This window comes from Demequina sp. NBRC 110052 (genome assembly GCF_002090075.1).
Lineage (GTDB): Bacteria > Actinomycetota > Actinomycetes > Actinomycetales > Demequinaceae > Demequina.
In genome coordinates this window covers 384,684-410,323 of record NZ_BBRI01000003.1, presented here as the reverse complement: position 1 = coordinate 410,323, position 25,640 = coordinate 384,684, and the positions used below count along the sequence as shown (strand labels likewise).

Genomic DNA, 25,640 nt, shown 5'->3' with positions numbered 1-25,640 from the left:
ATGACCGCCCTCGACGTGCTGTGGCTCGCCCTTGCGCTCGCTCTCGGCTTCGGGTTCGGCGCGCTGCTGGTGCGCTCGCGGCACCGCAGGGAGGTGGTGGCGCGCACGCTCGTGCCGCATCGGACGCGTGAGGTGATCAACGCGATGCAGTCCGGTGCGGTCATCGTGCGCCGGGACAGGCGCTCCGCGTTCGCCAATAGCCGTGCGGCGGCGCTGTCCGTCGCGCGCCTGGACGGCGCGCTCCACCCCGCGATCGCGGACCTGGCCGAGGAGGCGTGGCGCCGTGAGGAGCCGGTGGAGCAGGAGCTCGAGATCAAGCGCGGCGTGCTCTCCACCCCGACGCTGATCCATGCGCGCGTGACGCCGCTCGGGGACGAGCTTGCGCTCGCCGTCGTGAACGACAACACCGAGCTGCGCGCCGCGGAGCAGACCCGCCGCGAGTTCGCCACGAACGTCAGCCACGAGCTCAAGACGCCGGTCGGTGCGCTGTCGCTGCTCGCGGAGACCATCGAGGAGGGCGCCGACGACCCGGAGACGGTGCGGCACTTCGCCAAGCGCATGCGCAAGGAGTCCCGCAGGCTCTCGAAGCTGATCCAGGAGATCATCGAGATCTCGCGGCTGCAGGGCGGTGAGGGCGTGCGTGACCACGAGCCGGTGCGGCTCGACGAGGTCGCCACGGAGGCCATCGACGGCGCGGGCCTCGCGGCGGAGCAGCGCGGCATCGAGCTCATCGCGGACCTCCGCGCGCATCCCACCGTGATGGGCGACCACGACCTGCTCGTGATGGCGGTGCGCAATCTTGTGGACAACGCGATCTCGTACTCCGACCCTGGCGCCAAGGTCACGGTGACGGTCGGCGACCACGATGGCGTCGCGTCGGTCGCGGTGATCGATCGCGGCATCGGCATCGACCCCGCGGACCAGGAGCGCATTTTCGAACGTTTCTTCCGCACCGACCCCGCCCGCTCTCGCCAGACAGGCGGCACGGGGCTGGGGCTCAGCATCGTCAAGCACATCGCACAGCGCCACGGTGGCGCGGTGGAGCTGTGGTCGCAGCGTGGAGTCGGCTCCACGTTCACCCTGCGCTTCGAGTCGCAGGAGGAAGGCACAGGGGAGCAATGAGCGAAGGTCGCATCCTGGTCGTCGAGGACGAGGAGTCGTACCGCGACTCACTCAAGTTCCTCCTGAACCGTGAGGGCTTCTCGGTGGCACTCGCCGAGACGGGCACACGGGGGCTCGAGATGTTCGAGCGCGACGGCGCCGACCTCATCCTGCTGGATCTCATGCTGCCCGGCATGTCGGGCACCGACGTGTTCCGTGCGGTGCGCGAACGCTCGGATGTGCCGATCATCATGGTCACCGCCAAGGACGACCAGGTGGACAAGATCATCGGGCTCGAGCTCGGTGCCGACGACTACGTCACCAAGCCGTACTCGGGGCGCGAGCTCGTCGCGCGCGTGCGCGGCCTGCTGCGCCGCGCCGCGGCGGGCTACGCCGCCGTGATCGACGAGCCCGTGCGCGTGAACGTCGCCGGCATGACCATCGACCCCGAGCGCCTCACTCTCACGCGCGACGGCGAGACGGTGTCGCTGCCGCCCAAGGAGTTCGCGCTGCTGCACCTGCTCGCCGAGAACGCCGGCCGTGTGCTGCCTCGTCAGGTCATCATCGACCGCGTGTGGGGCGCCGACTACTTCGGCGACACCAAGACCCTCGACGTCCACATCAAGCGCCTGCGCAGCCGCATCGAGGCCGATCCGCACCAACCCGTGCTCATCCAGACGGTGCGCGGAGTCGGCTACACGCTCGAGCCGCCGGCCTGACGCACCCGCCACGGGCCTGCCCGACGCTCGGGTGAGCCCGACGCGCACGCTCGCCCCGGCGTCGGGCGTGACCATTTCGTGACCTCCTGCGAGGCAGTTCACCCAACGTTCACCCACAGTTCAGATTTCCCCCTTCGAGGCGTCACCTTGCGTGCCTAGCGTGGGGGTCATCCGGCAGGAAGCCGGGTCATCTCAACATCTGCATGTGAGGAACACGAACGTGAAGATTGCCACCCGCACTGGTGCCGTCGCTGCGGCGGCCGTGCTGTCGATCGCCCTGGCCGCCTGCTCGGCCTCCAACGAGGACCCGACGCCGTCGGACACCTCGTCCGAGACGCCCACCGAGGACGCCATGGAGCTGTCCGGCACGCTGAACGGCGCCGGCGCCTCGTCGCAGGAGTCCGCTATGGAAGCATGGCGCGCCGGCTTCCAGTCGACCTACGCCGACGTCACCGTGAACTACGACCCGGTCGGTTCCGGCGGCGGTCGCACCCAGTTCCTCGACGGCGCGACCTCGTTCGCCGGCTCGGACTCGCTCATGGACGCCGAGGAGTACGAGCTCGCAGTCGCACGCTGCGACGGCGACTCGGGCGCGGTCCACCTCCCCATGTACATCTCGCCCATCGCGGTGATCTTCAACCTCGAGGGCGTCGACTCCATCAACATGGACGCCGACACGATCGCCGCCATCTTCAACGGCGAGATCACCTCGTGGGACGACGCCGCGATCGCCTCGCAGAACGAGGGCGTCTCGCTCCCGTCGACCGCGATCACGATCGTGCACCGCGCCGACGAGTCGGGTACCACCAAGAACTTCACCGACTACCTGGCCAAGGCCTCGAGCAACTGGGGCCACGACGCCTCGGGTGACTGGGCCGGCGCTGCGGGCGAGTCCGGCAACGGCACCTCCGCCCTCGTGCAGATCGTCCAGGACACCGACGGCGCCATCGGCTACGCCGACGCGTCGCGCGCCGGTGACCTCGGCACCGTCGCCCTGAAGGTCGGCGAGGAGTACGTGCCGTTCTCCGCCGAGGCCGCTGCCGCGGTCGTCGACGCCTCCCCGCTCGCGGAGGGCGCCAACGGCGAGAACGACCTGGCCTACGAGCTGGACCGCACGACCACCGCGTCGGGCGCGTACCCGCTGGTGCTGGTCTCGTACCACATCCTCTGCCAGCAGTACGACGACGAGGCCGAGCGTGACCTGGTCACCTCGTTCCTGAAGTACGTCGCCTCGGCCGAGGGCCAGGAGCAGGCGGCCTCCGCCGCCGGTTCGTCGCCGATCTCCGCGGGCCTGTCCTCGCAGATCACCGCGATCCTCGACGAGATCGCTGCGGCCTAAGCACTCGACTGGACTGGTGGTGGGCTCGTCCGGGAGGATGAGTCCACCACCAGCCTGTCCGCCCTCTGCATGGAGATAGCGCGTTGACCACCACCCAGGACGCCCCCGCATCGGCGGGAAGCACCGACCTCACGGCCCGCCAGGAGCAGGCCGCGAACACGATCTTCAGGGGCCTGTCGACCACGGCGGCGCTGCTCATCCTCATCACCCTCGCGGCCGTCGCCACGTTCCTCCTCGCCGAGGCGTGGCCGGCCCTCACCGACGCCTCGGGGGAGCTCGCCGCGAAGGTCTCCTGGATCAAGCCCGACGACGGCGAGAGCCTCATCCAGATCGCGGGCTTCCTCATCTATGGCACCGTGCTGATCTCCGCGATGGCGCTCCTGATCGCCACGCCGCTGTCGATCGGCATCGCGTTGTTCATCTCGCACTATGCCCCCCGTCGACTCGCGTCCGGGCTGGGCTACCTCATCGACCTGCTCGCCGCGATCCCGTCCGTCGTGTACGGCCTGTGGGGCGCGATCGTGCTCATCCCCGTGCTGCAGCCCTTCTACCAGTGGCTCGCCGACTACCTGGGATGGATCCCGCTGTTCGCCCCGGCGGAGGACGGCACCGTGTCCGCGACCGGGCGCGTCGCGCTGTCCGCCTCGATCGTGCTCGCCATCATGGTCATCCCGATCATCACCGCCGTCACGCGCGAGGTGTTCCTGCAGACCCCCAAGCTGCATGAGGAGGCCGCGCTCGCGATGGGCGCGACCCGCTGGGAGATGGTCCGCATGGCCGTGTTCCCCTTCGGGCGCTCCGGCATGATCGGCGCGACGATGCTCGGCCTAGGGCGCGCGCTCGGCGAGACCATGGCCGTGTTCATGATCCTGTCGTCCGGCCTGACGTACTCGCTGCAGATCCTCAACGCCGCGAACCACAACACGATCGCCTCGTACATCGCGAGCCAGTTCCCCGAGGCGAACTCGCAGGGAGTGAGCGCGCTCATCGCGCTCGGCCTAGCGCTGTTCGTCATCACGCTGCTGGTCAACATGCTGGCGCGCTGGATCGTCTCGCGCCGCGCCGAGTTCTCGGGAGCCAACTGATGACCACGACGCCCCTGCGCCCGCAGTCCGACGTGCTGGAAAAGATGAGCTTCCGGCGCAAGTTCGCCAACAACGGCATGACCGTCGTCATCTTCGGCGCGTTCCTCGTCGCTCTCATCCCGCTCGTGTGGCTCTCCATCACGGTCATCGAGCGCGGCGTCGACCGCTTCATGGTCGATTCCAACGGCGACGCGAACTTCAACCTCGACTTCCTGCAGCAGTCCATGCGCGGCGTATTCGGCGGCATGCCGGAGGGCGGCATCCTGCACGCGATCTGGGGCACGGTGCTCATCACGCTCGCCGCGACCGTCATCTCGGTGCCGATCGGCCTGCTCACCGCGATCTACATCGTCGAGTACGGCAGCGGCACCCTCAAGAAGGCCGTCACCTTCTTCGTGGACGTCATGACTGGCATCCCGTCCATCGTCGCCGGTCTGTTCGCGTACGCGCTGTTCGCCATCATCGTGGGGCCAGGGACTAAGACAGGCTTCGTCGGAGCCGTCGCCCTCTCGGTGCTCATGATCCCCGTCGTCGTGCGCTCCTCCGAGGAGATGCTGCGGCTCGTGCCCAACGAGCTGCGCGAGGCCTCGTATGCGCTCGGCGTGCCCAAGTGGCTCACGATCGTCAAGGTCGTCGTGCGCACCGCGATCGCCGGTATCGCGACCGGTGTCACGCTCGCGATCGCGCGCGTCATCGGCGAGACGGCGCCGCTGCTCGTCGCAGTCGGCGTCGCTGACTCCATGAACTTCAACCTCTTCGACGGCCGCATGATGGCGCTGCCCGTGTACATCGTGTCCGAGTGGCGCAAGGGCGCGCAGCCCTGCAACGACCCCTCGATCCCGTGCGTGCCCGAGATCACCGAGTACCGCGCGTGGGCCGCAGCGCTGGTGCTCATCCTCATCGTCATGGCGCTCAACCTCATCGCGCGCCTCATCTCCCGCTACTTCAGCCCCAAGACCGGCCGGTAAGGACCCCCTTCATGTCCAAGCGCATCGACGTCAACAACCTCAACGTCTACTACGGCTCGTTCCTCGCCGTGGAGGATGTCTCCCTCGCCATCGAGGCGAAGTCCGTGACCGCGTTCATCGGCCCCTCCGGCTGCGGCAAGTCCACGTTCCTCAGGACGCTCAACCGCATGCACGAGGTCATCCCTGGCGCGCGCGTCGAGGGCGAGGTCCTCATGGACGGCGTCAACCTGTACGGCTCGGACGTGGACCCGGTCGCGGTGCGCCGCCACGTCGGCATGGTGTTCCAGCGTCCCAACCCGTTCCCCACGATGTCCATCTCGGAGAACGTGCTCGCGGGCGTGCAGCTGAACAACAAGCGGATCTCGAAGTCCGACGCGGAGGATCTCGTGGAGTCCTCGCTGCGCGGCGCGAACCTGTGGGAGGAGGTCAAGGACCGCCTCGACAAGCCGGGCTCCTCGCTCTCCGGCGGTCAGCAGCAGCGCCTATGCATCGCCCGCGCGATCGCGATCAAGCCTGACGTGCTCCTCATGGACGAGCCCTGCTCGGCCCTGGACCCCATCTCGACGCTCGCGATCGAGGACCTCATCCAGGAGCTCAAGGACCAGTACACGATCGTCATCGTGACCCACAACATGCAGCAGGCCGCGCGTGTGTCCGAGCGCACGGCGTTCTTCAACATCGCGGGCACCGGCAAGCCTGGCAAGCTGATCGAGATGGATGACACCACCACGATCTTCTCGGCGCCGTCGGAGAAGGCGACGGAGGACTACATCTCGGGCCGCTTCGGTTGATCCGCGAACGCTGACCCGGGCCCGAACCCGGATGCACGAGGGCCCCTGGCGATCGCCAGGGGCCCTCGTCGTCTGCAACACGATTCGCTCCGCACCATGCGCTCCGCACCCACGGCAGTCAGCACGGATTCTGGTGCGACATCCCGGTCGAGTGGCCGTCACAGCGCGCTTCAGCGGCGTGTCGCCTGAGAATCCGTGCGGAGTGTCGGAGGGGGGCGGGGGAGATGAGCGGGGAGAGCGGACCCGCGTCAGCCGAGGCTGTCGAGGATCGGCGCGTACTCCTCGAGGGTGCCGTCCATGACGGGCACATCCACGGACTGCGCGCCGGTGCGGGGAGCGTCGATCGTGATCTGCGCGATGAGGCCGGGTGCCGCAGGCGACGTGCCGACGACCTCGGTCTGGCCCTCGCCGGTGCCGAGCGCCACGACCTCGCCGGCGGCGACCTCGAACGCGGTCTGGTCAGAGCCGAGCGTGACGGTGAGCGTCGCGTCCTCGGACGAGGTGTTGATGAACGAGCCGATGAGCGCGGCGGGCTCTCCCTCGGCGGAGCTGATGACCAGCAGGTTCTCGGCCTTCACGCCGTCCAGGTCCACCTGGATACCGTCGGACGCGGCATAGGGGTCGGACGTGGTGATGTCCGCGGCGAACGAGCAGCCCGTGAGGGCGAGGGCGAGGACGGCGGACGCGACGATGCGTGCGGGGACGGCGAGCTTCACGGCGGGAACCTTTCGAGGGGGACGTGCCGGTCCCAGGATAGTGGGTGCGAGGCGCGATGCGGCGCTTCGTGGCTCCACCCGGGACCTCGCTCGGCGTGTCGATGCCAGAGGTCCCAGGTCGGCTCTGTTATGGGCCCGGGGCGGAATGATAGACTGGCTGTCCTGACGAAGGGGCAACTTCCACAATGAACTTTGCAGTCGGCGAGACCGTCGTCTATCCGCACCACGGTGCGGCGACCATCCAGGACGTGTTCACGAGGAAGGTCGCGGGCGTCGACAAGATGTACCTCGAGCTCCGCGTGGCTCAGGGGGACCTGACCATCAAGGTGCCGGCGGAGAACGTCGACCTGGTGGGAGTCCGCGACGTCGTGGACGAGAAGGGCCTGGAGAAGGTGTTCGCCGTGCTGCGCGAGCCTTACGTGGAGGAGCCGACCAACTGGTCGCGCCGCTTCAAGGCCAACGGTGAGAAGCTCGCCTCGGGCGATGTGATCCGCGTGGCAGAGGTCGTGCGTGACCTGAGCCGCCGCGACACCGACAAGGGCCTGAGCGCAGGCGAGAAGCGCATGCTCCACAAGGCTCGCCAGATCCTCGTCAGCGAGCTCGCTCTCGCCGAGAAGTGCGACGAGGAGACTGCCGAGGTCCGTCTCGACGAGGTTCTCGCGTCGTGACCGTCGCGGCCGTCGTGACGGCCGCTGGGTCCGGGACCCGCCTGGGCCGAGACCTTCCCAAGGCCTTGGTGCCCGTCGCTGGCACGCCCCTCGTGGCGTGGGCCGCGTCGAGCCTCGCCTCTGTGTGCGAGCAGGTTGTCGTCACTGCTCCCGCCGAGCATCTGGACGCGTTCCGTGAGGCCGTCGCGCACATCGCCGCCGATGTCACGGTCGTGGCCGGTGGCGACACCCGCCAGCAGTCCGTGGCGCTGGGCCTCGCGGCCGTGAGCGACACCGCAGACGAGATCCTCGTGCACGACGCCGCGCGCGCCTTCATGCCGATCGCAGTCGCGGGCCGCGCGCTCGCCGCGCTCGAGCAGGCTGACGGCGTCATCCCCGTCCTTCCGGTCGTGGACACCGTCGTCAGCACGTCCGACGCTGGAGTCGTCTACCTGGATCGCTCCGCCTTGGGTGCGGTGCAGACGCCGCAGGCGTTCCGCGCCGAGGCACTGCGGGACGCGCACGCGCGTGCGGCGGCCGAGGGGCTCGAAGGCACCGATGACGGCTCCCTGCTGGTGGCGTGCGGCTACACGCTGGCGACGTGCGAGGGCGATCCGCAGGGGCGCAAGATCACCTATCCCGAGGATCTCGACCACTTCGAGCACCGGATGGCGACGGCATGATCCGCACCGGCATCGGCACCGACACCCATGCCTTCGGCGACGGCACCGGCCTCGCCCTCGCGTGCCTGAGCTTCCCGGACGAGCGTGCGCTGGCGGGCCACAGCGACGGCGACGTCGCCGCCCACGCGGTGTGCGACGCCCTGCTCAGCGCGTCGGGCCTGGGGGACCTGGGGAGCAACTTCGGGACGGACCGCCCCGAGTGGGCCGGGGCGTCGGGAGCGGCTCTGCTGAGCGAGACCGCGCGGCGCGTGCGGGAGGCAGGCTTCGAGATCGGCAACGCGGCAGTGCAGGTGATCGGCAACCGGCCCAAGATCGGCCCGCGCCGCGACGAGGCGCAGGCGGCGATGTCACAGGCGATCGGCGCCCCCGTGACCGTCTCCGCGACCACCACGGACGGCCTGGGTTTCACCGGGCGCGGCGAGGGCATCGCCGCGATCGCGACGGCCCTCGTCAGCACCATCGAGGCCTGACGGCCGGGGCGCCCGACGCCTGACGCACCCCCGCGCGTCGTGCCTGCCACCTGGCCGGTAGCCTGGTGGACGTGACTCTGCGCCTGTTCGACACCGCTACCCGCGAGGAGCGCGACCTCGCGCCCCTGACCCCGGGCAAGGTGGGCATCTACCTGTGCGGGCCGACCGTGCAGTCCAGCCCGCACGTGGGTCACCTGCGCAGCGCCGTCGCATTCGACGTGCTGCAGCGCTGGCTCGAGCGCACAGGTCACGAGGTGACCATGGTGCGCAATGTCACCGACATCGACGACAAGACCCTCGCCAAAGCGAAGGACGCGGGCGTCGAGTGGTGGGCATGGGCCATGCGCTACGAGCGCGAGTTCCAGGCGGCCTACGCCGCGGTGGGCGTCCTCCCGCCGGCGGCCGAGCCGCGCGCGACCGGTCACATGCCGGAGATCATCGCGCTGGTGGCGCGCCTGATCGCCCAGGGCCACGCCTATGAGCTGGACGGCTCCGTGTACTTCGACGTGCGTTCCTACGCGGACTACGGCTCGCTCACGCGCCAGGCTCTCGACGACCTCACGCCCGCGCCCGACGCGCCGGTGGACCCCAAGCGCGACCCGCGCGACTTCGCGCTGTGGAAGGCCAGCAAGCCCGACGAGCCGGCCACGGCCTCGTGGGACTCGCCATGGGGCCCTGGCCGCCCGGGTTGGCACATCGAGTGCTCGGCGATGGCGAGGCGCTATCTGGGCGACGCGTTCGACATCCACGGCGGCGGCCTCGACCTGCGCTTCCCGCACCACGAGAACGAGCAGGCGCAGTCGCGGGCTGCCGGCTACGGCTTCGCGCAGATGTGGCTGCACTCGGCGTGGGTGACGCAGTCGGGCGCGAAGATGTCCAAGTCGCTCGGCAACGGGCTGCTCGTGTCCGAGGTGCTGGAGAAGCACAGCCCCGCAGCGCTGAGGCTCGCGCTCGCGGGCGTGCATTACCGCTCGATGCTCGAGTACTCGCCCCAGACCATGGAGGACGCCGAGGCCACGTGGGCGCGCCTGCAGGGCTTCGTGACGCGCGCGAGCGAGCGCGTGGGCGGGGTCGGTGTCGACGAGGTGCGGGCCGCGCAGCTGCCCGAGCCGTTCGTCGAGGCGATGGATGACGACCTGGGCGTGCCCCGAGCCCTCGCGCACGTGCACGAGACGGTCCGCGCGGGCAACGCCGCGCTCACGGCGAGCGACGACGCGGCTGTCGCTGACGCGCTGCTGAGCGTGCGCGCCATGCTCGACGCGCTCGGCCTCGACCCCGCCTCGCCGCAGTGGGCCGACGCGTCACGCGCCTCCGAGCCCGCCCTCACGGCGCTCGACGTGCTCGTCAAGGCGACCCTCGAGGCCCGCGCCGAGGCGCGCGCCGAGAAGGACTGGGCCACCGCGGACGAGATCCGCGATCGGCTGCAGGCCGCTGGCATCGTCATCGAGGACGCCGCCGACGGCGCCCGCTGGAGCCTCGCCGCCGACGCCTGACGCGGGACCCGGCCACAGCGTCGGGCATGCGCTCGGTACCCTGGTGCCATGGCAGGTAACTCGAAGCGCCGCGGCGCCACGCGCAATGCAGGCTCCAAGAAGGGCGCGACCGTCGGCACAGGCGGCCACGGCCGCAAGGCGCTCGAGGGCAAGGGCCCCACGCCCAAGGCGGACGAGCGTCCCTATCACAAGGCCTACAAGGCGAAGCAGCGCGCCGAGCGTGAGGCCGCCAAGCAGCCGGCGGCGCGCGGCAAGGCGACTCCCCGCCACCGCACGTCACGGTCGGACGAGCTCGCGATCGGCCGCAACAGCGTGCTCGAGGCACTGCGCATGGGCATCCCCGCGAACGTGCTCTTCGTGTTCAACCGCATCGAGGCCGACGACCGCGTCACCGAGATCGTGTCGCTCGCCGTCGAGGCGGGCATCGAGGTGCGCGAGGTCACCAAGGCCGTGCTCGACGGGCTCTCCGACGGCAGCCCCCACCAGGGCGTCGCGCTTGAGGTGCCGCCGTACGAGTATGCCGACCCGCAGGACCTGCTGGAGGCGCCCGCGCCCGTGCGCCTCGTCGTGCTTGACCACATCCAGGACCCGCGGAACCTGGGCGCGATCATGCGCTCGGCCGCCGCGTTCGGGGCCTCCGGAATCGTCGTGCCCGAGCGCCGCGCGGCGGGCGTGACCGTGGCAGCCTGGAAGGTCTCCGCGGGAGCCGCAGCCCGCATCCCCGTGGCGCGCGCCACGAACATCGCGCGCACGCTGGAGGACTACAAGAAGGCCGGCGTGTTCGCCATCGGGCTGGACGGCGGGGGCGACGTCCAGTTGCACGAGTCGAACCTGCTGGACGGCCCGCTCGCGATCGTGGTGGGCTCCGAGGGCGACGGGCTGTCGCGCCTGGTCGCAGAGACGTGCGATCAAATCGTGTCGATCCCCATCGCTGCGTCCACGGAGAGCCTCAACGCGTCCGTCGCGACCTCGATCGCGCTGTACGAGGCGGCACGCGCGATCGCCTGACGCGGTCTACTCGTCGGGCGAGTCGAGCGTCCCCAGCTCTTCATCGGCGGCTTCGGCTGCGCGGTCGCGCACGCGCGCCTGCGGCCTGTCCGACACCGGAATCCGGGTGGAGCGTCGCTGCACCTGCGGCGGCTCGCTCGGCTCCGGCTCGGGCACGCCGCCCCAGCCGTGCGTGTTGTCGTTCGCGTAAGGATCCCGCGCCTCGTAGCGCGTGCCGTGTTCCTTGGTAAGCGCGGGCAGCTCGGCCGTCATCTCGGCGATCGAGCGGCCCAGCACGGCCTTCTCGTCGGCCTTCGTGGGGAGCACGTTCTTCACGTACGACGCGGTGGCGACGGGCATCGGCACGTCTGCGCCCGATGCCTCGGCCAGGTACCAGCGGTGGTCGAGCACCTCGTGGAACACCTGGGCGGGCTCGAGCTTGCCGCGCAGGTCGCGCGGCACGGCGCGGATGGTGGGCTCGAAGATATGCGTGAGCCACTCGTGCGCCGCGAACGTCTCGTCGTCGCCCTCGGTGTGCACCGCGCGGTACTCGTCGAGGTCGTTGAGCAGGCGGCGCGCCTGGTTCTCCTGGACGTCCAGGCCGGTCAGGCGCATGAGACGCCGCGAGTGGAATCCGGCGTCCACGACCTTGGGTCGCAGCATGATCGCCGTACCGTCCGAGGTTTGCTGCATGTCGATCTCGCCCAGGTCGAAGCCCAGCTCGTTGAGCTTGCGCACGCGTTCGGCGACGTGGAACGGCACGTTCTTGGTGATCGTCTCGGAGAAGGTGAGCGCCGCCCACAGCTCGTCGTAGCGCGCCTCGAGGCGCGTGCCGATGTCGATCGGATCGATGCCCTCGTCGAGGTCCTCGGACTCCTGGAGGTCCAGCAGCTCGCCGATGATGTTGGTCGTCGCGATCTCGAGGTCGTAGGAGCGCTGGCCCGGCGTGAGTCGCTCGTGCATATCGCCGGTCTCCGCGTCCACGAGGTACGCGGAGAACTCGGAGGCGTCGCGTCGGAAGAGCGCGTTGGACAGCGACACGTCGCCCCAGTAGAAGCCTGCGAGGTGCAGGCGCACCACGAGCACGGAGAGCGCGTCGATGAGGCGCGTGAGCGTCCCCTTGCGCAGCGCCGTCGAGAACAGTGCGCGGTAGGGGAGGGAGAACGCAAGATGCTCGGTCACGAGCGCCGCCGAGAGCGGCTCTCCGGCAGCCGTCTGGCGCCCGGTGACCACGGCGATGGCCTTCACGCACGGTGCGTCGAGACGTTCGAGCTCGCGCAGCATCTGGAACTCGCGGTGCGCGATCTCGGGGTTGGTCTCCTTGACGGCCAGCACGCCGTCGCCGTGCCGCACGAAGCGCACCACATGCCGCGACAGACCTCGCGGCAGGGCCGCAATGCGTTCTTCGGGCCACGTGCTCAGCGGCATCTCCCACGGGAGCTCCATGAGGCCCGCATCCGCGGCGCCCGTGATCAGCAGAGGCATGGGCCCAGCCTAGGGGGCGTGCCCGACGCCGGGGTGACTTTCGTGCGGGGCCCGCCGCGGCGTCGGGCATGCGCAGTGCCGGGAAAACGTCAGGGGCGGCCCGGGAGAACCCGGACCGCCCCTGACGTGGAACGTGTGCTGCTACGCCTTGGGCGTGGCGGCCGTCGACACCGCGGTCGGGCTGATGCGCTCGCCCGTGGCCGCGGAGAACACGTGCTGCTCGCCCTCGCGGATCTTGACCCAGATGCTGTCGCCCTTCTTGGGGACGTCGCGCGGGTCGACGCGGACGATGACCTCGCCCGAGCCGCCGAACTTGACGTCGCCCTGCTTGACGAGCGGCTGCGGGAGCTGGCCGTAGACGAACGCGTCGGAGCCGAGCTCCTCGACGACGACCACGTCGACGGGCAGCGCGCCCTCGGTGTTCGGCGCCACGCGGTCAAGCGACTCGGGACGGAAGCCGAGCACGGCCTCGCCGTGGTCCGCCTCGGACATGTGCGCGACGGTCTCGCGCTGCAGCTGCACCTTCGAGTTGCCGACGAGGGCGTAGCCGTTCTCCACCTTGAACGTCGAGATGTTCATGGCGGGCGAGCCGATGAAGCCCGCGACGAACACGTTCGCCGGGGTGTCGTACATCTCGCGCGGGGTGCCGACCTGCTGCAGGACGCCGTCCTTGAGGACAGCGATGCGGTCACCCATCGTGAGCGCCTCGACCTGGTCGTGCGTCACGTAGACGGTCGTGGTGCCGAGGCGGCGCTGGAGCGCCGCGATCTGCGTACGGGTCTGGACGCGGAGCTTGGCGTCAAGGTTGGACAGCGGCTCGTCCATGAGGAACACCTGCGGCTGGCGCACGATCGCGCGGCCCATGGCCACACGCTGACGCTGACCACCGGAGAGAGCCTTGGGCTTGCGGTCCAGGTACTCGGTGAGGTCGAGGATCTTGGCGGCCTCCTCGACACGCTTGCGGATCTCCGACTTGTCGACCTTGGCGATCTTGAGCGCGAAGCCCATGTTGTCCGCCACCGTCATGTGCGGGTACAGCGCGTAGGACTGGAACACCATCGCGATGTCGCGGTCCTTGGGCTGCACGTGCGTGACATCGCGGTCGCCGACCCAGATGGAGCCCTTGTCGATGTCCTCGAGTCCCGCGAGCATGCGCAGCGAGGTCGACTTTCCGCAGCCCGACGGGCCGACGAGGACGAGGAACTCGCCGTCAGCGATGTCGAGGTCCAGCGAGTCGACCGCGGGGCGCTCGGTCCCGGGGTAGATGCGTGACGCACTGTCGTAGGTCACAGTTGCCATGAGTGGTTCCCTTCACCGGCAGGTACGTGCCGGACGATCCGTTGTGAAGAGTGCCGCTGTGGTGTCCACATTGACACTTGTCCCGGCAACAGCGCCGGGACGTGCCCATCCTGCCACACGTGGGAGCACGGGTACAGCGGCCCTGGGTCCTATGCCCGACGTGCGAACCGGTCACATGGACGTTCCCCCTGCGTGGGGCGCCGGGTAGGTTGAACCCCATGGCGGACGTGCGGCGCGAGATCGGTGACGTGATCGGCGGCTACACCGTGCTGGCGACGCTGGGGCGCGGGGGTTCTGGCGCGGTCTATCAGGTGCGTGACGAGGGCGGCGATGTGGCAGCGCTCAAGCTCGTGGATGCCGCCTCGGATCCCGTGGCCGCGCAGCGGCTCGCGCGTGAGGTGCATGCGCTGCAGTCGCTGCGGCATGAGGCGGTGCCTCGGATCCTGGATGCGGAGCTCGACGGCGATGACACGTTCGTGGTGTTCGAGTACATCCCTGGCGACTCCCTGTGGCAGTACGTGCAGGACCACGGCGCGCTCGTGGGGGAGGAGCTCGCGAATCTCGCCGAGCGCATCGCCTCCGCGCTCGAGGCCGCGCACGCCGCGGGAGTGGTGCACCGCGACGTCACCCCATCGAACGTCATGATGGGGCCGCGTGGGCCGGTGCTGATCGACTTCGGCCTCGCGCATCGGACGTACGACGAACGCCTCACGCGCGACGGGCTGGTGAGCGGCACGGCGGGCTACGTCGCGCCTGAGGTGATCGACGGAGCGGAGCCCGGTCCGATCGCCGACCGCTGGTCGTGGGCTTCCACTGTGGCCTACGCCATGACGGGGACCGCGCCGTTCGGCTCCGGCACGGGGGCCATCTCCCGCACGCTCGAGGCCAGGGTGGAGCTGCCCGACGTGCCGGGGGCCGACGCGCTGGGCGCGGCGCTCAGCAGGGAGATCTCGGCGCGGCCCGGCATGCGCGACGTGGTCGCCGCGCTGCGTGGCGCGACCGAGGTGCTGGGCGCCGCACCGGATCCGACGCTCGTGGCCGCTGGCACGGCGGTCATGCCGCAGGGCATGCTCCCCGACGGCGTGGGCGAGCCCGAGGCGTGGGCAGGCGAGGACGCCCACACCGACGAGGGCGTCGCTCACGACGGTCAGTCCGACGACGACTGGGCCGACGAGGAGTGGACGGAGGAGGACTGGGAGGACGACCCTGACGCGCTCCCGCCTCCGCGCGAGGGCAGGAACCTCATGGTGCTGTCGTGGCATCTCGCGGTCGCGGGGGCTGCGGCGCTCGCACCGGTGGTCGCGCTCGTCGCGATGACGCTCGGGGCGATCGTCTCGCGCGCCGTGCATCGGAGGGCCGCGGCGCTCGCGGCCTCGCGTGCGAGGCGGGGCGAGCGTCGCGGGGACGCGGTGGTGCAGACCATCGGGATGCCGTGGCACTTGCTTCGCGGCGCGGCTGAGGCGCTCCCCGCCGTGATCGTGGCCGCCGTGCTGGGCGTCGGAGTCGGCGCGCTCGTGTGGTGGATGGTGAGCGTGGGGCTGCTGGTGCCGGAGACGCCCGCAGGACTTGCGTGGGGCAGGGCCGGTGCGCTCGTGCTCGCGGGTCTCGTCACCGCCGCGGGCATGTGGTGGGGCCCGTTCGCGGAGGCCACGCGCGACGGCGCGCGCAGGTTCGCGCTCGGTCTCGCCCCGACCAAGGGCGTCGCGGCGGCGTGGGTCATCGTCGCGGTGACGATCATCGGCGTCGTCGTGGTGGCCGTGTGGGCCCAGGTCGACCCGCGATGGTGGCCCCTGCCCGAATCCGTGATCGAATAGTGATCTTCGTGGAGCCGTCCCCGGGAACCGCGCAGGAATATTGAACGTTCAGGCAACCGGACGGTGTGCATGAGGCGCACCGCCAAGGAGGGGTGATGGCTTCCGAAGGCCGATTCAGCACGGTGCAGCCGTGGATCTCGTTGCTCGTGAGGCTCGGCATGGCCGGCATCCTCATCGCAGCCGCGATCCCCAAGCTCACGCACATCGACGAGAGCATCCGCGCGGTACGCGCCTATCGGCTGCTGCCGGAGGCCGTGGTGCCGTTCGTGGGCACCATGCTCCCTGTCTTCGAGCTGATGCTCGCGCTGTTCCTGCTGCTCGGACTCTTCACGCGGTGGGCTTCCTACGTGTGGCTGCTCATGATGGGCGCCTTCGTGTTCGGCGTCGCGTGGGCATGGGCCAAGGGCTATCAGATCGACTGCGGCTGCTTCGGCGGCGGCGGCGACCTCGCCGAAGGCGAGACTGCGAACTACTGGGCGCATATGGCCGAGCGCGCGGGCTTCGTGATCCTCGGCGTGTGGCTCGCGGTCTTCCCCAAGACACCCTTCTCCCTGGACCGCTGGATGGCGGCCAAGCCCGAGCAGGCCCCGGCCTAGACTGACCTGCAGACCTGAGAGGAAGTTCCCCCATGGCATCCAGCTCCAAGGCCGCCGCCGCGCGCGCGAAGGCCCAGTCCCAGGTGAAGGCGCAGGAGCGCCGCACCACCATGATGATCGTCGCAGGCATCGTCGCCGCGGTCCTCGTCTTCGGTGGCCTGGTCTACTACATCATCAGCCAGAACCAGACCTCGCTCGACGGCGACCTCGGCGCTGAAGGCTCACCCGCCGGCTCGCTCGCGAACGGCGCGATCCCTGTCGCCGAGAGCGGCGTCGCAGGCACCACGAACGACGACGCGGTCCAGGTCGACGTGTATCTCGACCTGCTGTGCCCCTACTGCAACGTGTTCGAGCAGACCAACGGTGCCGACCTCGACGAGCTGCGCGAGGCGGGCACCATCCAGGTCAACTACCACGTGATCTCGATCCTCGACCGCTACTCCAACGGCACCGCGTACTCGACGCGATCGGCCAACGCGCTCGCGACGGTCGCTAACTACGAGCCCGAGTACTTCCTCGACTACCTCGCCGTGCTCTATGCGAACCAGCCCGCCGAGGGCGCCGACGGTCTCTCCGACGACGAGCTCGCCGCGCTCGCCGTCGGCGTGGGCGTGTCCGCGGACACCGCGGGCAAGTTCGAGGACCTCGAGTTCCGCGCGTGGGTCGCCTCTGCGACCGAGCAGGCCTCGATCGACGGGATGCAGGGCACCCCGACGATGGCCGTGAACGGCGAGATCATCCCGCAGGAGACCGTGCCGTACTTCGGCGACGGCACTGTGCGCGCCTACCTCGAGCAGGTCGCCGCCCAGGGCTGATCCGCGCTCACTCGCTGACGACGCCGCGTCCCTCGACCTGAGGGGCGCGGCGTCATTGCATTCCATGCCCGACGCATCGGCCCGGTATCCTGGCCCGGCCCCTTTCGCGGGGCGCGGCTGGCATGGCGCAATTGGTAGCGCACCGTACTTGTAATACGGGGGTTGCGGGTTCGAGTCCCGCTGCCAGCTCTCGCTGCGGATGCCGGGAGCGACCGGCGTGCGTGTCAGGGGAGGACGACGATGGCCAAGCTGTACTTCCGCTACGGCGCGATGAACTCGAGCAAGTCCGCGCTGCTGCTGACCGCCGCGTACAACTACGAGGAGCGCGACCAGCACCCCGTCATCGTCAAGCCAGGCATCGACACCAAGGCGGGAGAATCGGTGTCGTCGCGCATCGGCGTCGAGCGCTCCGTCGACGTGCTGCTGGGGGCCGACGAATCACTGATCGACAAGCTCATCGCCTACCGCGGCCTCGACCGCATCGACGCCGTGTTCGTCGACGAGGCCCAGTTCCTCACCCCGTCTCAGGTGGACGAGGCCTACGAGATCGCCGTCATGCATGGTGTTCCCGTGCTCTGCTACGGACTTCGCGGAGACTTCATGACGCGGTCCTTCCCGGGATCGCAGCGTCTGCTCGAGATCGCTCACGCGATCGAGGAGCTCAAGACCATCTGCCGCTGCGGCTCCAAGGCAGTGTTCAACGGACGCCGCATCGACGGTGAGTTCGTGAGCCACGGAGCACAGGTGGCGATCGACGGCCAGCAGGCCGAGTACGAGTCGCTGTGCGGCCGGTGCTACATCGAGAAGGTGGGACCCGTCCGCCACGGGTGACCCCGCGTCGGGCCTACGCCTGCGGCGTGCCCCAGGCGATCGGCGTGGCGCCCTGCTCGGCGAGCATCTCGTTGACGCGCGAGAACGGGCGCGACCCGAAGAAGCCGCGCGACGCGCTCAGCGGGCTCGGGTGCGCCGACTGCAGGCGCTTCGTCTCTCCCAGCAGTGAGCCCGCAGACTGTGCGTCACGACCCCACAGCACCGCGACGAGCGGGCCGCCCCGTGCCGCCAGCGCGCGGATCGCCGCCTCGGTGATCTCCTCCCAGCCCTGGCCGCGGTGTGAGCCAGGCAGCCCCGGACGCACCGTCAGGACCCTGTTCAGCAGCATCACGCCCTGCGCCTGCCAGTGGCTCAGATCGCCGGCCGTGAGGGCCTCGCCCGTGTCATCCGCGAGCTCGGCGGCGATGTTGCGCAGCGAGCGCGGCATGGGATGCCCGGGCGGCACGGAGAAGGACAGCCCCACGGGATCGCCTGGCGTCGGATACGGATCCTGGCCCACGATCAGCACACGCACGTCGGCCAGGGGCGTCTCGAACGCGCGCAGGATCGCGTCTGACGCGGGCAGGTACCCATGGCCAGCAGCGATCTCCTCGCGCAGGAAGGTACCCAGGCGTGCGAGCGTCGGCTCCACGCGCTCGAGGGTCGGGGTCCAGTCGGGCGCGACCTGCTGGCGCCAGTTCGTCGGCATGGCGCCAGGCTAGCGGCGCGCGGGGCGACGGTGAATGACAGCCCTGTGCTTCGCAGATAGCCTGAGGGCGTCCGCACGCGCGGGCGAGCGCAGGAGGGAGGCGACATGGCGGAACCGGCGATCGAGATCGAGCACGGCGGCACGCTCACGTCGCGCGACATCGAGGTCCTCGCGTTCGAGCGCCAGTGGTGGCGCTACGCCGGCGCGAAGGAGGAGGCCATCCGCCAGCTCTTCTCGCTCACCAGCACCGAGTACTACCAGGTGCTCAACGCGCTCATCGACAGCCCGGACGCGCTCGCCCACGACCCGATGCTCGTCAAGCGACTGCGCCGCATGCGCGCCACGCGTCACCGCGGACGCGGTCGTGCCGCAGGCGAATGACCACCCGGTAGCATCCTCACGTGGCTGAGTACGAGAAGGACGAGTTCGACGCGCTCGCGAAGGAGAGCGGGCCCGTCGGAGTCCATCGCGCCCCGCGCCGCTGGTGGTCGTACCTCATCGTGCCCCTGATCGTGTTCCTCGTCGCAGGCGGCGCCGCATTCCTGTACGCGCAGTACAACTGGAACCTCGAGATCGCGACGCCCACGGAAACCGTCACCGCGGACCCGACGGACACCGCCGAGCCGACCGAGACGGCCGAGCCCACCCCCACGGCCACGTCGACCCCGACTCCCACACCGACGCCCTCCGAGACCGCGGAGCCCGAGCCGGTCATCCTGTACGACGCGCAGATCCACGTCCGCAACGGTGCGCGCGTCTCCGGGCTCGCGGGCGAGAACCAGGCGCTGCTCGAGGCAGACGGGTTCACCAACCTCGAGGCCAACAACATCGACGGCTCCCTGATCCCGGGCGACGCGAACGTCGTGATGTACACCGAGGAGCGTCTCGCCGACACCGCCGCCCGCGTGGCCGAGGTGCTCGGCATCGAGTCAGTCCAGCTCGGCGACACCCCCGGCGGCGCCGAGATCGAAGTGCTGCTCGCCTCCGATCCCGCCGCCTGAGCCCAGCCCCATCCCGCATTTCCCGGCCCCAGCGTCGGGCACGCGCGAGCCCGCCCGTGACGCGCCGCGCGCCATTTGCACTCGACGGGGGAGAGTGCCAGAATCGGCGTTAGCACTCGCCTAGGGTGAGTGCTAACGAGACCTCGGCTCCATCGTCGAGATGCCCTCCACGCGCGTGACGTGAACGCCGGGGCGGGCATCGTCCGTCGCGGGCGACGCCGGAGCCACCACCCATCGGAAGAGGAACACGCTCATGGCAAAGATCATTGCCTTCGATGAGGAGGCCCGCCGCGGCATGGAGCGGGGCATGAACGCCCTCGCCGACGCCGTCAAGGTCACCCTCGGCCCCAAGGGCCGCAACGTCGTGCTCGAGAAGAAGTGGGGCGCGCCGACCATCACCAACGACGGTGTCTCCATCGCCAAGGAGATCGAGCTCGACGAGCCGTTCGAGAAGATCGGCGCGGAGCTCGTCAAGGAGGTCGCCAAGAAGACCGACGACGTCGCTGGCGACGGCACCACCACCGCCACCGTGCTCGCCCAGGCGCTCGTGCAGCAGGGTCTGCGCAACGTCGCGGCAGGCGCCAACCCGATCGCCCTCAAGAAGGGCATCGAGAAGGCCGTCGAGGCCGTCACCGCCGAGCTGCTCAAGGCCGCTCGCGAGGTCGAGACCAAGGACCAGATCGCCGCGACCGCCGGCATCTCCGCTGGCGACCCCACGATCGGTGAGCTCATCGCCGAGGCGATGGACAAGGTCGGCAAGGAAGGCGTCATCACGGTCGAGGAGTCCAACGCTCTGGGCCTCGAGCTCGAGCTCACCGAGGGCATGCGCTTCGACAAGGGCTTCCTGTCCGCGTACTTCGTGACCGACGCCGAGCGCCAGGAGGCCGTCCTCGAGGACGCCTACGTGCTGCTCGTCGAGTCCAAGATCAACAATGTCAAGGACCTCGTGCCGGTGCTCGAGAAGGTCATGCAGACGGGCAAGCCGCTCATGATCATCGCCGAGGACGTCGAGTCCGAGGCTCTTGCGACCCTGGTCGTCAACAAGATCCGCGGTACCTTCAAGGCCGTCGCCGTCAAGGCGCCTGGCTTCGGCGACCGCCGCAAGGCGATGCTGCAGGACATGGCGATCCTCACCGGCGGAACCGTCATCTCGGAGTCCGTGGGCCTGTCGCTCGACAACGCCACGCTCGACCTCCTGGGCCAGGCCCGCAAGGTCGTCGTGACCAAGGACGAGACCACCATCGTCGAGGGTGCCGGCTCCGCCGAGCAGCTCGAGGGCCGCGTGCGTCAGATCCGCGCCGAGATCGACAACTCCGACTCGGACTACGACCGCGAGAAGCTCCAGGAGCGCCTCGCCAAGCTCGCCGGCGGCGTCGCCGTCATCAAGGCGGGCGCGGCCACCGAGGTCGAGCTCAAGGAGCGCAAGCACCGGATCGAGGACGCCGTTCGCAACGCGAAGGCCGCCGTCGAGGAGGGCATCGTCGCCGGTGGTGGCGTCGCCCTCATCCAGGCGGGCAAGCTCGCGTTCGACGGCCTCGAGCTCGAGGGCGACGAGGCGACCGGCGCCGCGATCGTGGAGGCCGCTGTCTCCGCTCCGCTGCGTCAGATCGCGATCAACGCTGGCCTCGAGGGCGGCGTCGTCGTCGAGAAGGTCAAGGGACTCGAGATCGGCCACGGCCTCAACGCCGCGACCGGCGTCTACGAGGACCTGCTCGCCGCGGGCGTCAACGACCCGGTCAAGGTGACCCGTTCGGCGCTGCAGAACGCCGCGTCGATCGCGGGCCTGTTCCTCACGACCGAGGCCGTCGTCGCCGACAAGCCCGAGCCGGAGCCGGCCATGCCGGCAGGTGGCGCGGGAGACATGGGCGGCATGGGCTTCTAAGCCCTCGCCGGTCGACGCGACAGCTCGTACGAAGGCCCCCGGGACATCCCGGGGGCCTTCGTCGTGTTCGGCGTGCGCCCTGTGAGGACATGAGTGCTCACGGCGCGGGATTCTGAGCACTGAGTGCCTCACGCGGCGCAGGGAGCGTCGGGGACGCCGAACCCTCAGCCGCGACCGTGGCGCCGCGCCGACGTCACTCGGAGCCCGGACGCGCGCAACCGCCGGATCAGCTCGCGTCCGTCCACGAGCTCCGCGCCCAGGGCGATGAGCTGCGGGTGCATCTCGAGCGGCACGTCGTAGTGATCCCGGTCGAAGCCCCGCTCGGGGATCCCCGCCGCGCGCGCCAGTCTGTGCAGCTCGTCGAGAGAAGTGTCGGAGACCATATGGCCCCAGACCCGCCCGTGGCGCGGCCACAGTGGGGGATCGATGAGGACGGTCATGCCCCGAGCGTACGGCCCGTGCGCCCCGTGAGCCCGACCGGTCACATCCTTGGTGCGGAGCGAACCTCACGGGGCCGTTCGCGCCCGCACCAGGGACGGTAGACTGATCTGGCGCCGCACCCGCGGCGCGAACGGATAGACGCGAGGTTGATGTGCCCACCGGGAAAGTGAAGTGGTTCGACTCCGACAAGGGGTTCGGCTTCATCGCGAGCGATGAGGGCGACGAGGTGTTCCTGCACGCCTCGGCTCTGCCCGAAGGCACGGGCTCGCCGAAGCCTGGCACCAAGGTCGAGTACTCGGTCGCCGACGGCCGCCGCGGCCCGTCCGCGCTGTCCGTGGTGATCCTGGAGCCCGTCAAGTCGGTCACTCAGAACCTGCGCAAGAAGCCCGAGCAGATGACCGTGATCGTCGAGGACCTCATCAAGATGCTCGACGGCGTATCCACCACGCTGCGCAAGGGCCGCTATCCCGAGCCCGCCAAGGGCGCGCAGGTGGCTGCTGTGCTGCGCGCGGTCGCGGAGCAGCTGGACGCCTGATGGCCGTCGACTCCGTGCTCAAGGCCGCCGTGGACGTGGCGCGTGACGCCGCCGTGGACGTCGCCGAGGACGAGGCCGCCGTCGGGGCCCACCTCTCGGCGCACGCCGAGGACGACAAGCTCGTCACGCACCTGTTCGCATGCACCCTGCCCGGCTATCGCGGCTGGGTCTGGTCCGTCACGCTGTCCCGCGCGCCGCGCACCAAGGTCGCGCAGGTGTGCGAGGCGCACCTGATCCCGGCGGACGACGCGCTGCTCGCCCCGGCATGGGTGCCGTGGGCCGAGCGCATCCAGCCAGGGGATCTCGAGGCGAGCATGGTGCTCCCTCGCATCGAACAGGATCCCCGCATCGTGGCCGGCTACGAGACGACCGGCGAGGACGTGGTCGACGAACTCGCGATCTGGGAGCTCGGACTGGGGCGCGAGCGTGTACTCGGGCCGCAGGGCCGCGACCTCGCCGCGGATCGCTGGTACCGCGGGTCGCACGGCCCGACGGCCGCCTCGGCGATCGCGTCGACCTCGCCGTGCTCGACGTGCGCGTTCTTCGTGCCGCTCACCGGATCCTTCCGCACCACCTTCGGTGCGTGTGCGAACGAGTGGTCGTCGTCCGACGGCAAGGTCGTATCGGTGGATCACGGCTGCGGTGCGCACTCGGAGACCGACGTGGAGCGCCAGGCGACGCAGTGGCCCGCGGACGACCCCGTCTATGTGGACGACGTCTCCGAGCCATTCGACCTGACAGTGCCTCCCGAGCCCGAGCCCGAGCCCGAGCCCGAGCCCGAGCCCGAGCCCGAGCCCGAGCCCGAGCCCGAGCCCGAGCCCGAGCCCGCGGCTGAGGCGCAGGAGGCGGAGGCGAGCGAAACGCCCGACGCCGTGGTCACCGAGGCGCACGCGGCATCGGTGCCCGACGCCGACGCCAGTGACGCGGTGGAGACTCCCGACGCGTCGGACGCGCCCGCGCCTGACGTCTCTGCAGAGACCGACGTCGACGCGGACGCCGAAGCCGTCGAGGCCGCCGGCGTCGACGCGAGCGACGAGCCAGCGTCAGACAGCGAGTCCGACGGGGAGCGCACCGCTGAGTAGGCGCGAGCCGCGCCCCGACCGGCGGCGCGCCGACCTGGTTCGCGCGCTCGCCACCTCTGCCTATATCCCCACCTTCCTCGCCGAGATCGGCGTGGGCGCCATGCTGCCCCTGCTGACCCTCTCTGTCCTCGCCTACGACGTGCCGGTGGCGGTGGCGTCGCTCGGCATCGGCGTCTATTCGGCCGGTCGTCTTCTCACATCGGCCTTCGTGGGGTCGGCCGTATCGAGATTGGGCCCGATGCGCGCGTCGATGGCCTCGCTCGTGGTGCTTGCGGCCGGTGCGGGTCTCGCGGCCGCCGCGCCCGGCCTGTGGGCGTTCCTTGCCGCTGCCGCGCTGATCGGCGCGGGACACGCGGCGCTGCACGTGTCGCGTCAGGCGCGCATCGACGATCTCGTCGCCTCGCACCAGCGTGCGCGCGCGCTGACGACGCTCGCGGGACTGTGGCGGGTCGCGAATTTCCTCGGACCGCTCGCCGGGGGTGCGGTGATCGCCGTCTGGGGGCTCGAGGCGGGCTATGCGATGGCTGCAGGCACGATCGTGGCGGGCATGGTCGCACTCGTGTTCGCGCCTGCGTGGCGCACGCGGCACAGCCTGAGTGCTTCGCGGCATGTGCCCCTGCGCTCCGTCATCGCGCACACCCTGCCGACGCTGCGCACGCTGGGCGTCGCCGTGGTGCTCACGGGTGCCTTGCGTGCCGCGCGGAACGTCGTGATCCCTCTATGGGGTTCGCACCTCGGGCTCGACGACCACACGATCTCGTACATCTTCGGACTCTCGGCCGCGGTGGACATGCTGCTGTTCGTGCCGGCGGGCTATGTGATGGACCGCTGGGGACGGCGCTGGACCGCGGTGCCCTCGGCACTGCTGCTGGCCGTGGGCACGAGCATGCTTCCGTTCACCGGCTCGCCGCTGACGCTCGCGATCGCAGGCGTGGTGCTGGGCCTCGGCAACGGGTGGGGCTCAGGCGTGCTGATGACTCTGGGCGGTGACGCCGCCCCGGCGGAGGGCCGGGCCGAGTTCATCGGCGTGTGGATGGCGCTTCAGGATGCTGGCGGGCTGCTGGGCCCCGCTGTGGTGTCGGCAGGCGCTGCGATCAGCTTCCCGGTGGGCTTCCACCTCATTGGCGGCATGGGAGTGGCGACCGCGGGAGCGATGGCCCGCTGGATCCCGCCGTGGAGGCTGACGGGTGCGTCCGACCCGCGCCCGACCGCGTGAGGAGAGGTCAGCCGAAGTTCTCGGTGGCGTAGACGGCCGTGCCGTCGGACGTGCGCGCAGCGCCCGCACCCATGACGGAGTAGCCCGGGTACATGACGTTGAGGCAGTGGCCGTTCGAGCGCATCCACGCCTTGTGGATGATGCTGATGCCGCTGTCGAGGCTGAGGCCCGCGCTGTTCCGTGTGTAGCCGACGTTCTCGGCGCCGCGGCCCGAGTGCGCCAGGTTCCACGACGCGGCCATGTTCTCGGACCACGACTGCGCCGAGGACGCGAGCGAACTGGACCATCCCAGGGAGTGCAGGCCGATGCGCGCGCGCTCCTTGTTCACGGCGGTCAGAAGGGACTTCGCGCCCGATCCGGCGGAGTAGGGGGAGGCCGGGGCGGCGCAGTACGACGTGTACGAGACCGACGAGCCGCTCGACGAGCTCGTGGAGCCGGACGAGCTGGAGGACGACGAGCTCTTGGAGGACGAGCTCTTCGACGAGGAGGAGCTGCGCGACGAGTACACCGGCGCGTAGACGGGCTCGGGCTCGGGCGAGTGGCTCACGGAGATCTGTGGGATGTCGGCCTTCACGTCCACGTCGGAGGCCGCGCCGGGCGCGGTGACTGTCGCGACGTCGGCCGCCGATGCGTTCTCGGTCTGCGGGATCGCGACGGAGGTCTCGGGGAGCCATGAGGCGCCGGCCGCGATCGACGTGCCGGCGACGGCGACGGGCAGCGTCGCCGCGAGCGCCGCCCAGTACCAGCGGCGGCGGTGGCGGCGAGGGCTGACGACGCCGTCGTCGACGATCTCGCCGGCGGGCGTCCTCTCGAGCAGCTCGGTCATGATCCGTTCCTTCACGCGTTCCTCGAACATGGGGACAGGAGGTGTGCGTCGTGGGCTCGTGGCCCAGACCGCTCCTGCGATGTCACCGATGCTAGAAATGCGAAAACGGGGCCAGGAAGGGAATGTGAGG

The 25,640-nt window shown here is 70.0% G+C and carries 28 protein-coding genes and 1 tRNA gene; 22 read left to right on the top strand and 7 right to left on the bottom strand.

Annotated features, from left to right (window positions below; genetic code table 11):
- The 6 genes from B7K21_RS09360 (at position 1) to pstB (ending at position 6,003) form a co-directional block, all read left to right on the top strand.
- Positions 1–1,122 (top strand): cell wall metabolism sensor histidine kinase WalK, encoded by a 1,122-nt coding sequence (locus B7K21_RS09360; protein ID WP_084075166.1) that lies wholly within the window; start codon positions 1–3, stop codon positions 1,120–1,122.
- The gene (locus tag B7K21_RS09355; RefSeq protein ID WP_084075165.1) at positions 1,119–1,820 is read left to right on the top strand and encodes a response regulator transcription factor; all 702 of its coding nucleotides are present in this window, start codon (positions 1,119–1,121) and stop codon (positions 1,818–1,820) included. Before B7K21_RS09360 ends, B7K21_RS09355 begins: the two co-directional genes overlap by 4 nt.
- A gap of 220 nt (positions 1,821–2,040) precedes the next feature.
- Complete coding sequence (gene pstS, locus B7K21_RS09350) at positions 2,041–3,159, top strand: phosphate ABC transporter substrate-binding protein PstS (RefSeq protein ID WP_084075164.1); 1,119 nt, start codon at positions 2,041–2,043, stop codon at positions 3,157–3,159.
- Between the two features lie 83 nt (positions 3,160–3,242).
- Positions 3,243–4,244 (top strand): phosphate ABC transporter permease subunit PstC, encoded by a 1,002-nt coding sequence (gene pstC, locus B7K21_RS09345; RefSeq protein ID WP_084075163.1) that lies wholly within the window; start codon positions 3,243–3,245, stop codon positions 4,242–4,244.
- On the top strand, positions 4,244–5,212 hold the full coding sequence (gene pstA, locus B7K21_RS09340; protein ID WP_084075162.1) for a phosphate ABC transporter permease PstA: 969 nt from the start codon (positions 4,244–4,246) through the stop codon (positions 5,210–5,212). Before pstC ends, pstA begins: the two co-directional genes overlap by 1 nt.
- Before the next feature lie 11 nt (positions 5,213–5,223).
- Positions 5,224–6,003 carry a phosphate ABC transporter ATP-binding protein PstB gene (pstB, locus tag B7K21_RS09335; protein ID WP_084075161.1) on the top strand — a complete coding sequence of 260 codons (780 nt, stop codon included), beginning with the start codon at positions 5,224–5,226 and terminating at the stop codon, positions 6,001–6,003.
- 248 nt (positions 6,004–6,251) lie between these two features.
- Here the strand turns inward: pstB and B7K21_RS09330 are convergent, their stop codons facing one another.
- Positions 6,252–6,719 (bottom strand): hypothetical protein, encoded by a 468-nt coding sequence (locus B7K21_RS09330; protein WP_084075160.1) that lies wholly within the window; start codon positions 6,717–6,719, stop codon positions 6,252–6,254.
- Between the two features lie 185 nt (positions 6,720–6,904).
- On the opposite strand from B7K21_RS09330, the gene B7K21_RS09325 reads away from it, so the two are divergent.
- The 5 genes from B7K21_RS09325 (at position 6,905) to rlmB (ending at position 11,020) form a co-directional block, all read left to right on the top strand.
- Positions 6,905–7,387: a CarD family transcriptional regulator gene (locus B7K21_RS09325; RefSeq protein ID WP_084075159.1), complete on the top strand. Its 483-nt coding sequence runs from the start codon at positions 6,905–6,907 to the stop codon at positions 7,385–7,387.
- Positions 7,384–8,049 carry a 2-C-methyl-D-erythritol 4-phosphate cytidylyltransferase gene (ispD, locus tag B7K21_RS09320; RefSeq protein WP_084075158.1) on the top strand — a complete coding sequence of 222 codons (666 nt, stop codon included), beginning with the start codon at positions 7,384–7,386 and terminating at the stop codon, positions 8,047–8,049. Before B7K21_RS09325 ends, ispD begins: the two co-directional genes overlap by 4 nt.
- Entirely contained in the window at positions 8,046–8,519 is a 474-nt protein-coding gene (ispF, locus tag B7K21_RS09315) for a 2-C-methyl-D-erythritol 2,4-cyclodiphosphate synthase (protein ID WP_084075157.1), read from the top strand. Before ispD ends, ispF begins: the two co-directional genes overlap by 4 nt.
- 71 nt (positions 8,520–8,590) lie before the next feature.
- Positions 8,591–10,012 carry a cysteine--tRNA ligase gene (cysS, locus tag B7K21_RS09310; protein ID WP_084075478.1) on the top strand — a complete coding sequence of 474 codons (1,422 nt, stop codon included), beginning with the start codon at positions 8,591–8,593 and terminating at the stop codon, positions 10,010–10,012.
- Positions 10,013–10,060: 48 nt separating this feature from the next.
- The gene (gene rlmB, locus B7K21_RS09305) at positions 10,061–11,020 is read left to right on the top strand and encodes a 23S rRNA (guanosine(2251)-2'-O)-methyltransferase RlmB (protein WP_084075156.1); all 960 of its coding nucleotides are present in this window, start codon (positions 10,061–10,063) and stop codon (positions 11,018–11,020) included.
- A 6-nt stretch (positions 11,021–11,026) separates the two neighbouring features.
- Here the strand turns inward: rlmB and B7K21_RS09300 are convergent, their stop codons facing one another.
- Together B7K21_RS09300 and B7K21_RS09295 are read right to left on the bottom strand one after the other, a co-directional pair.
- Complete coding sequence (locus B7K21_RS09300) at positions 11,027–12,484, bottom strand: DUF4032 domain-containing protein (protein ID WP_084075155.1); 1,458 nt, start codon at positions 12,482–12,484, stop codon at positions 11,027–11,029.
- 141 nt (positions 12,485–12,625) lie between these two features.
- Positions 12,626–13,783, bottom strand: coding sequence for an ABC transporter ATP-binding protein (locus B7K21_RS09295; RefSeq protein ID WP_084075154.1), 1,158 nt, complete (start codon positions 13,781–13,783; stop codon positions 12,626–12,628).
- A 218-nt stretch (positions 13,784–14,001) separates the two neighbouring features.
- Here B7K21_RS09295 and B7K21_RS09290 point away from each other — a divergent pair, with 218 nt between their 5' ends.
- The 5 genes from B7K21_RS09290 (at position 14,002) to B7K21_RS09270 (ending at position 17,839) form a co-directional block, all read left to right on the top strand.
- Positions 14,002–15,597, top strand: a complete 1,596-nt coding sequence (locus B7K21_RS09290; RefSeq protein ID WP_084075153.1) for a serine/threonine-protein kinase — start codon at positions 14,002–14,004, stop codon at positions 15,595–15,597.
- 95 nt (positions 15,598–15,692) lie between these two features.
- Entirely contained in the window at positions 15,693–16,193 is a 501-nt protein-coding gene (locus B7K21_RS09285) for a MauE/DoxX family redox-associated membrane protein (RefSeq protein ID WP_084075152.1), read from the top strand.
- A 32-nt stretch (positions 16,194–16,225) separates the two neighbouring features.
- Entirely contained in the window at positions 16,226–17,008 is a 783-nt protein-coding gene (locus tag B7K21_RS09280; RefSeq protein ID WP_084075151.1) for a thioredoxin domain-containing protein, read from the top strand.
- A 116-nt stretch (positions 17,009–17,124) separates the two neighbouring features.
- Positions 17,125–17,197, top strand: a tRNA-Thr gene (locus B7K21_RS09275).
- A 51-nt stretch (positions 17,198–17,248) separates the two neighbouring features.
- The gene (locus B7K21_RS09270; RefSeq protein WP_084075150.1) at positions 17,249–17,839 is read left to right on the top strand and encodes a thymidine kinase; all 591 of its coding nucleotides are present in this window, start codon (positions 17,249–17,251) and stop codon (positions 17,837–17,839) included.
- A gap of 13 nt (positions 17,840–17,852) precedes the next feature.
- Here B7K21_RS09270 and B7K21_RS09265 read toward each other — a convergent pair whose 3' ends face one another.
- Positions 17,853–18,527: a uracil-DNA glycosylase gene (locus B7K21_RS09265; protein ID WP_084075149.1), complete on the bottom strand. Its 675-nt coding sequence runs from the start codon at positions 18,525–18,527 to the stop codon at positions 17,853–17,855.
- A 105-nt stretch (positions 18,528–18,632) separates the two neighbouring features.
- Here B7K21_RS09265 and B7K21_RS09260 point away from each other — a divergent pair, with 105 nt between their 5' ends.
- A complete protein-coding gene (locus B7K21_RS09260) occupies positions 18,633–18,908 on the top strand; it encodes a DUF3263 domain-containing protein (RefSeq protein WP_084075148.1) in 276 nt (91 codons plus the stop codon).
- Positions 18,909–18,928: 20 nt separating this feature from the next.
- Positions 18,929–19,528 carry a LytR C-terminal domain-containing protein gene (locus B7K21_RS09255; RefSeq protein WP_084075147.1) on the top strand — a complete coding sequence of 200 codons (600 nt, stop codon included), beginning with the start codon at positions 18,929–18,931 and terminating at the stop codon, positions 19,526–19,528.
- A gap of 132 nt (positions 19,529–19,660) precedes the next feature.
- On the opposite strand, the gene B7K21_RS12865 is transcribed toward B7K21_RS09255, so the two are convergent.
- Positions 19,661–19,783, bottom strand: coding sequence for a hypothetical protein (locus B7K21_RS12865; protein ID WP_255373762.1), 123 nt, complete (start codon positions 19,781–19,783; stop codon positions 19,661–19,663).
- Here B7K21_RS12865 and groL point away from each other — a divergent pair.
- Entirely contained in the window at positions 19,782–21,410 is a 1,629-nt protein-coding gene (groL, locus tag B7K21_RS09250) for a chaperonin GroEL (RefSeq protein WP_084075146.1), read from the top strand. The genes B7K21_RS12865 and groL overlap by 2 nt on opposite strands.
- A gap of 164 nt (positions 21,411–21,574) precedes the next feature.
- Here the strand turns inward: groL and B7K21_RS09245 are convergent, their stop codons facing one another.
- Positions 21,575–21,850, bottom strand: a complete 276-nt coding sequence (locus B7K21_RS09245; protein WP_084075145.1) for a DUF4031 domain-containing protein — start codon at positions 21,848–21,850, stop codon at positions 21,575–21,577.
- Positions 21,851–22,002: 152 nt separating this feature from the next.
- On the opposite strand from B7K21_RS09245, the gene B7K21_RS09240 reads away from it, so the two are divergent.
- Genes B7K21_RS09240 through B7K21_RS09230 form a run of 3 tightly spaced genes read left to right on the top strand, consistent with a single transcriptional unit; the run spans position 22,003 to position 24,684 of the window.
- Complete coding sequence (locus B7K21_RS09240; protein ID WP_084075144.1) at positions 22,003–22,386, top strand: cold-shock protein; 384 nt, start codon at positions 22,003–22,005, stop codon at positions 22,384–22,386.
- A complete protein-coding gene (locus tag B7K21_RS09235) occupies positions 22,386–23,468 on the top strand; it encodes a DUF3027 domain-containing protein (RefSeq protein ID WP_084075143.1) in 1,083 nt (360 codons plus the stop codon). Before B7K21_RS09240 ends, B7K21_RS09235 begins: the two co-directional genes overlap by 1 nt.
- Positions 23,356–24,684: an MFS transporter gene (locus B7K21_RS09230; protein ID WP_255373778.1), complete on the top strand. Its 1,329-nt coding sequence runs from the start codon at positions 23,356–23,358 to the stop codon at positions 24,682–24,684. Before B7K21_RS09235 ends, B7K21_RS09230 begins: the two co-directional genes overlap by 113 nt.
- 7 nt (positions 24,685–24,691) lie before the next feature.
- Here the strand turns inward: B7K21_RS09230 and B7K21_RS09225 are convergent, their stop codons facing one another.
- Positions 24,692–25,510 carry a CAP domain-containing protein gene (locus B7K21_RS09225; protein ID WP_144016156.1) on the bottom strand — a complete coding sequence of 273 codons (819 nt, stop codon included), beginning with the start codon at positions 25,508–25,510 and terminating at the stop codon, positions 24,692–24,694.
- Between the last annotated feature and the right edge of the window lie 130 nt (positions 25,511–25,640).

Bases quoted from the DNA above. Each gene is read 5' to 3' on its own strand.
- B7K21_RS09360 (WP_084075166.1), top strand. From the start codon at position 1: ATGACCGCCCTCGACGTGCTGTGGCTCGCCCTTGCGCTCGCTCTCGGC.
- B7K21_RS09355 (WP_084075165.1), top strand. From the start codon at position 1,119: ATGAGCGAAGGTCGCATCCTGGTCGTCGAGGACGAGGAGTCGTACCGC.
- pstA (WP_084075162.1), top strand. From the start codon at position 4,244: ATGACCACGACGCCCCTGCGCCCGCAGTCCGACGTGCTGGAAAAGATG.
- pstB (WP_084075161.1), top strand. From the start codon at position 5,224: ATGTCCAAGCGCATCGACGTCAACAACCTCAACGTCTACTACGGCTCG.
- B7K21_RS09325 (WP_084075159.1), top strand. From the start codon at position 6,905: ATGAACTTTGCAGTCGGCGAGACCGTCGTCTATCCGCACCACGGTGCG.
- ispF (WP_084075157.1), top strand. From the start codon at position 8,046: ATGATCCGCACCGGCATCGGCACCGACACCCATGCCTTCGGCGACGGC.
- rlmB (WP_084075156.1), top strand. From the start codon at position 10,061: ATGGCAGGTAACTCGAAGCGCCGCGGCGCCACGCGCAATGCAGGCTCC.
- B7K21_RS09300 (WP_084075155.1), bottom strand. From the start codon at position 12,484: ATGCCTCTGCTGATCACGGGCGCCGCGGATGCGGGCCTCATGGAGCTC.
- B7K21_RS09295 (WP_084075154.1), bottom strand. From the start codon at position 13,783: ATGGCAACTGTGACCTACGACAGTGCGTCACGCATCTACCCCGGGACC.
- B7K21_RS09290 (WP_084075153.1), top strand. From the start codon at position 14,002: ATGGCGGACGTGCGGCGCGAGATCGGTGACGTGATCGGCGGCTACACC.
- B7K21_RS09285 (WP_084075152.1), top strand. From the start codon at position 15,693: ATGGCTTCCGAAGGCCGATTCAGCACGGTGCAGCCGTGGATCTCGTTG.
- B7K21_RS09280 (WP_084075151.1), top strand. From the start codon at position 16,226: ATGGCATCCAGCTCCAAGGCCGCCGCCGCGCGCGCGAAGGCCCAGTCC.
- B7K21_RS09270 (WP_084075150.1), top strand. From the start codon at position 17,249: ATGGCCAAGCTGTACTTCCGCTACGGCGCGATGAACTCGAGCAAGTCC.
- B7K21_RS09265 (WP_084075149.1), bottom strand. From the start codon at position 18,527: ATGCCGACGAACTGGCGCCAGCAGGTCGCGCCCGACTGGACCCCGACC.
- B7K21_RS09260 (WP_084075148.1), top strand. From the start codon at position 18,633: ATGGCGGAACCGGCGATCGAGATCGAGCACGGCGGCACGCTCACGTCG.
- groL (WP_084075146.1), top strand. From the start codon at position 19,782: ATGGCAAAGATCATTGCCTTCGATGAGGAGGCCCGCCGCGGCATGGAG.
- B7K21_RS12865 (WP_255373762.1), bottom strand. From the start codon at position 19,783: ATGAGCGTGTTCCTCTTCCGATGGGTGGTGGCTCCGGCGTCGCCCGCG.
- B7K21_RS09245 (WP_084075145.1), bottom strand. From the start codon at position 21,850: ATGACCGTCCTCATCGATCCCCCACTGTGGCCGCGCCACGGGCGGGTC.
- B7K21_RS09235 (WP_084075143.1), top strand. From the start codon at position 22,386: ATGGCCGTCGACTCCGTGCTCAAGGCCGCCGTGGACGTGGCGCGTGAC.
- B7K21_RS09225 (WP_144016156.1), bottom strand. From the start codon at position 25,510: ATGACCGAGCTGCTCGAGAGGACGCCCGCCGGCGAGATCGTCGACGAC.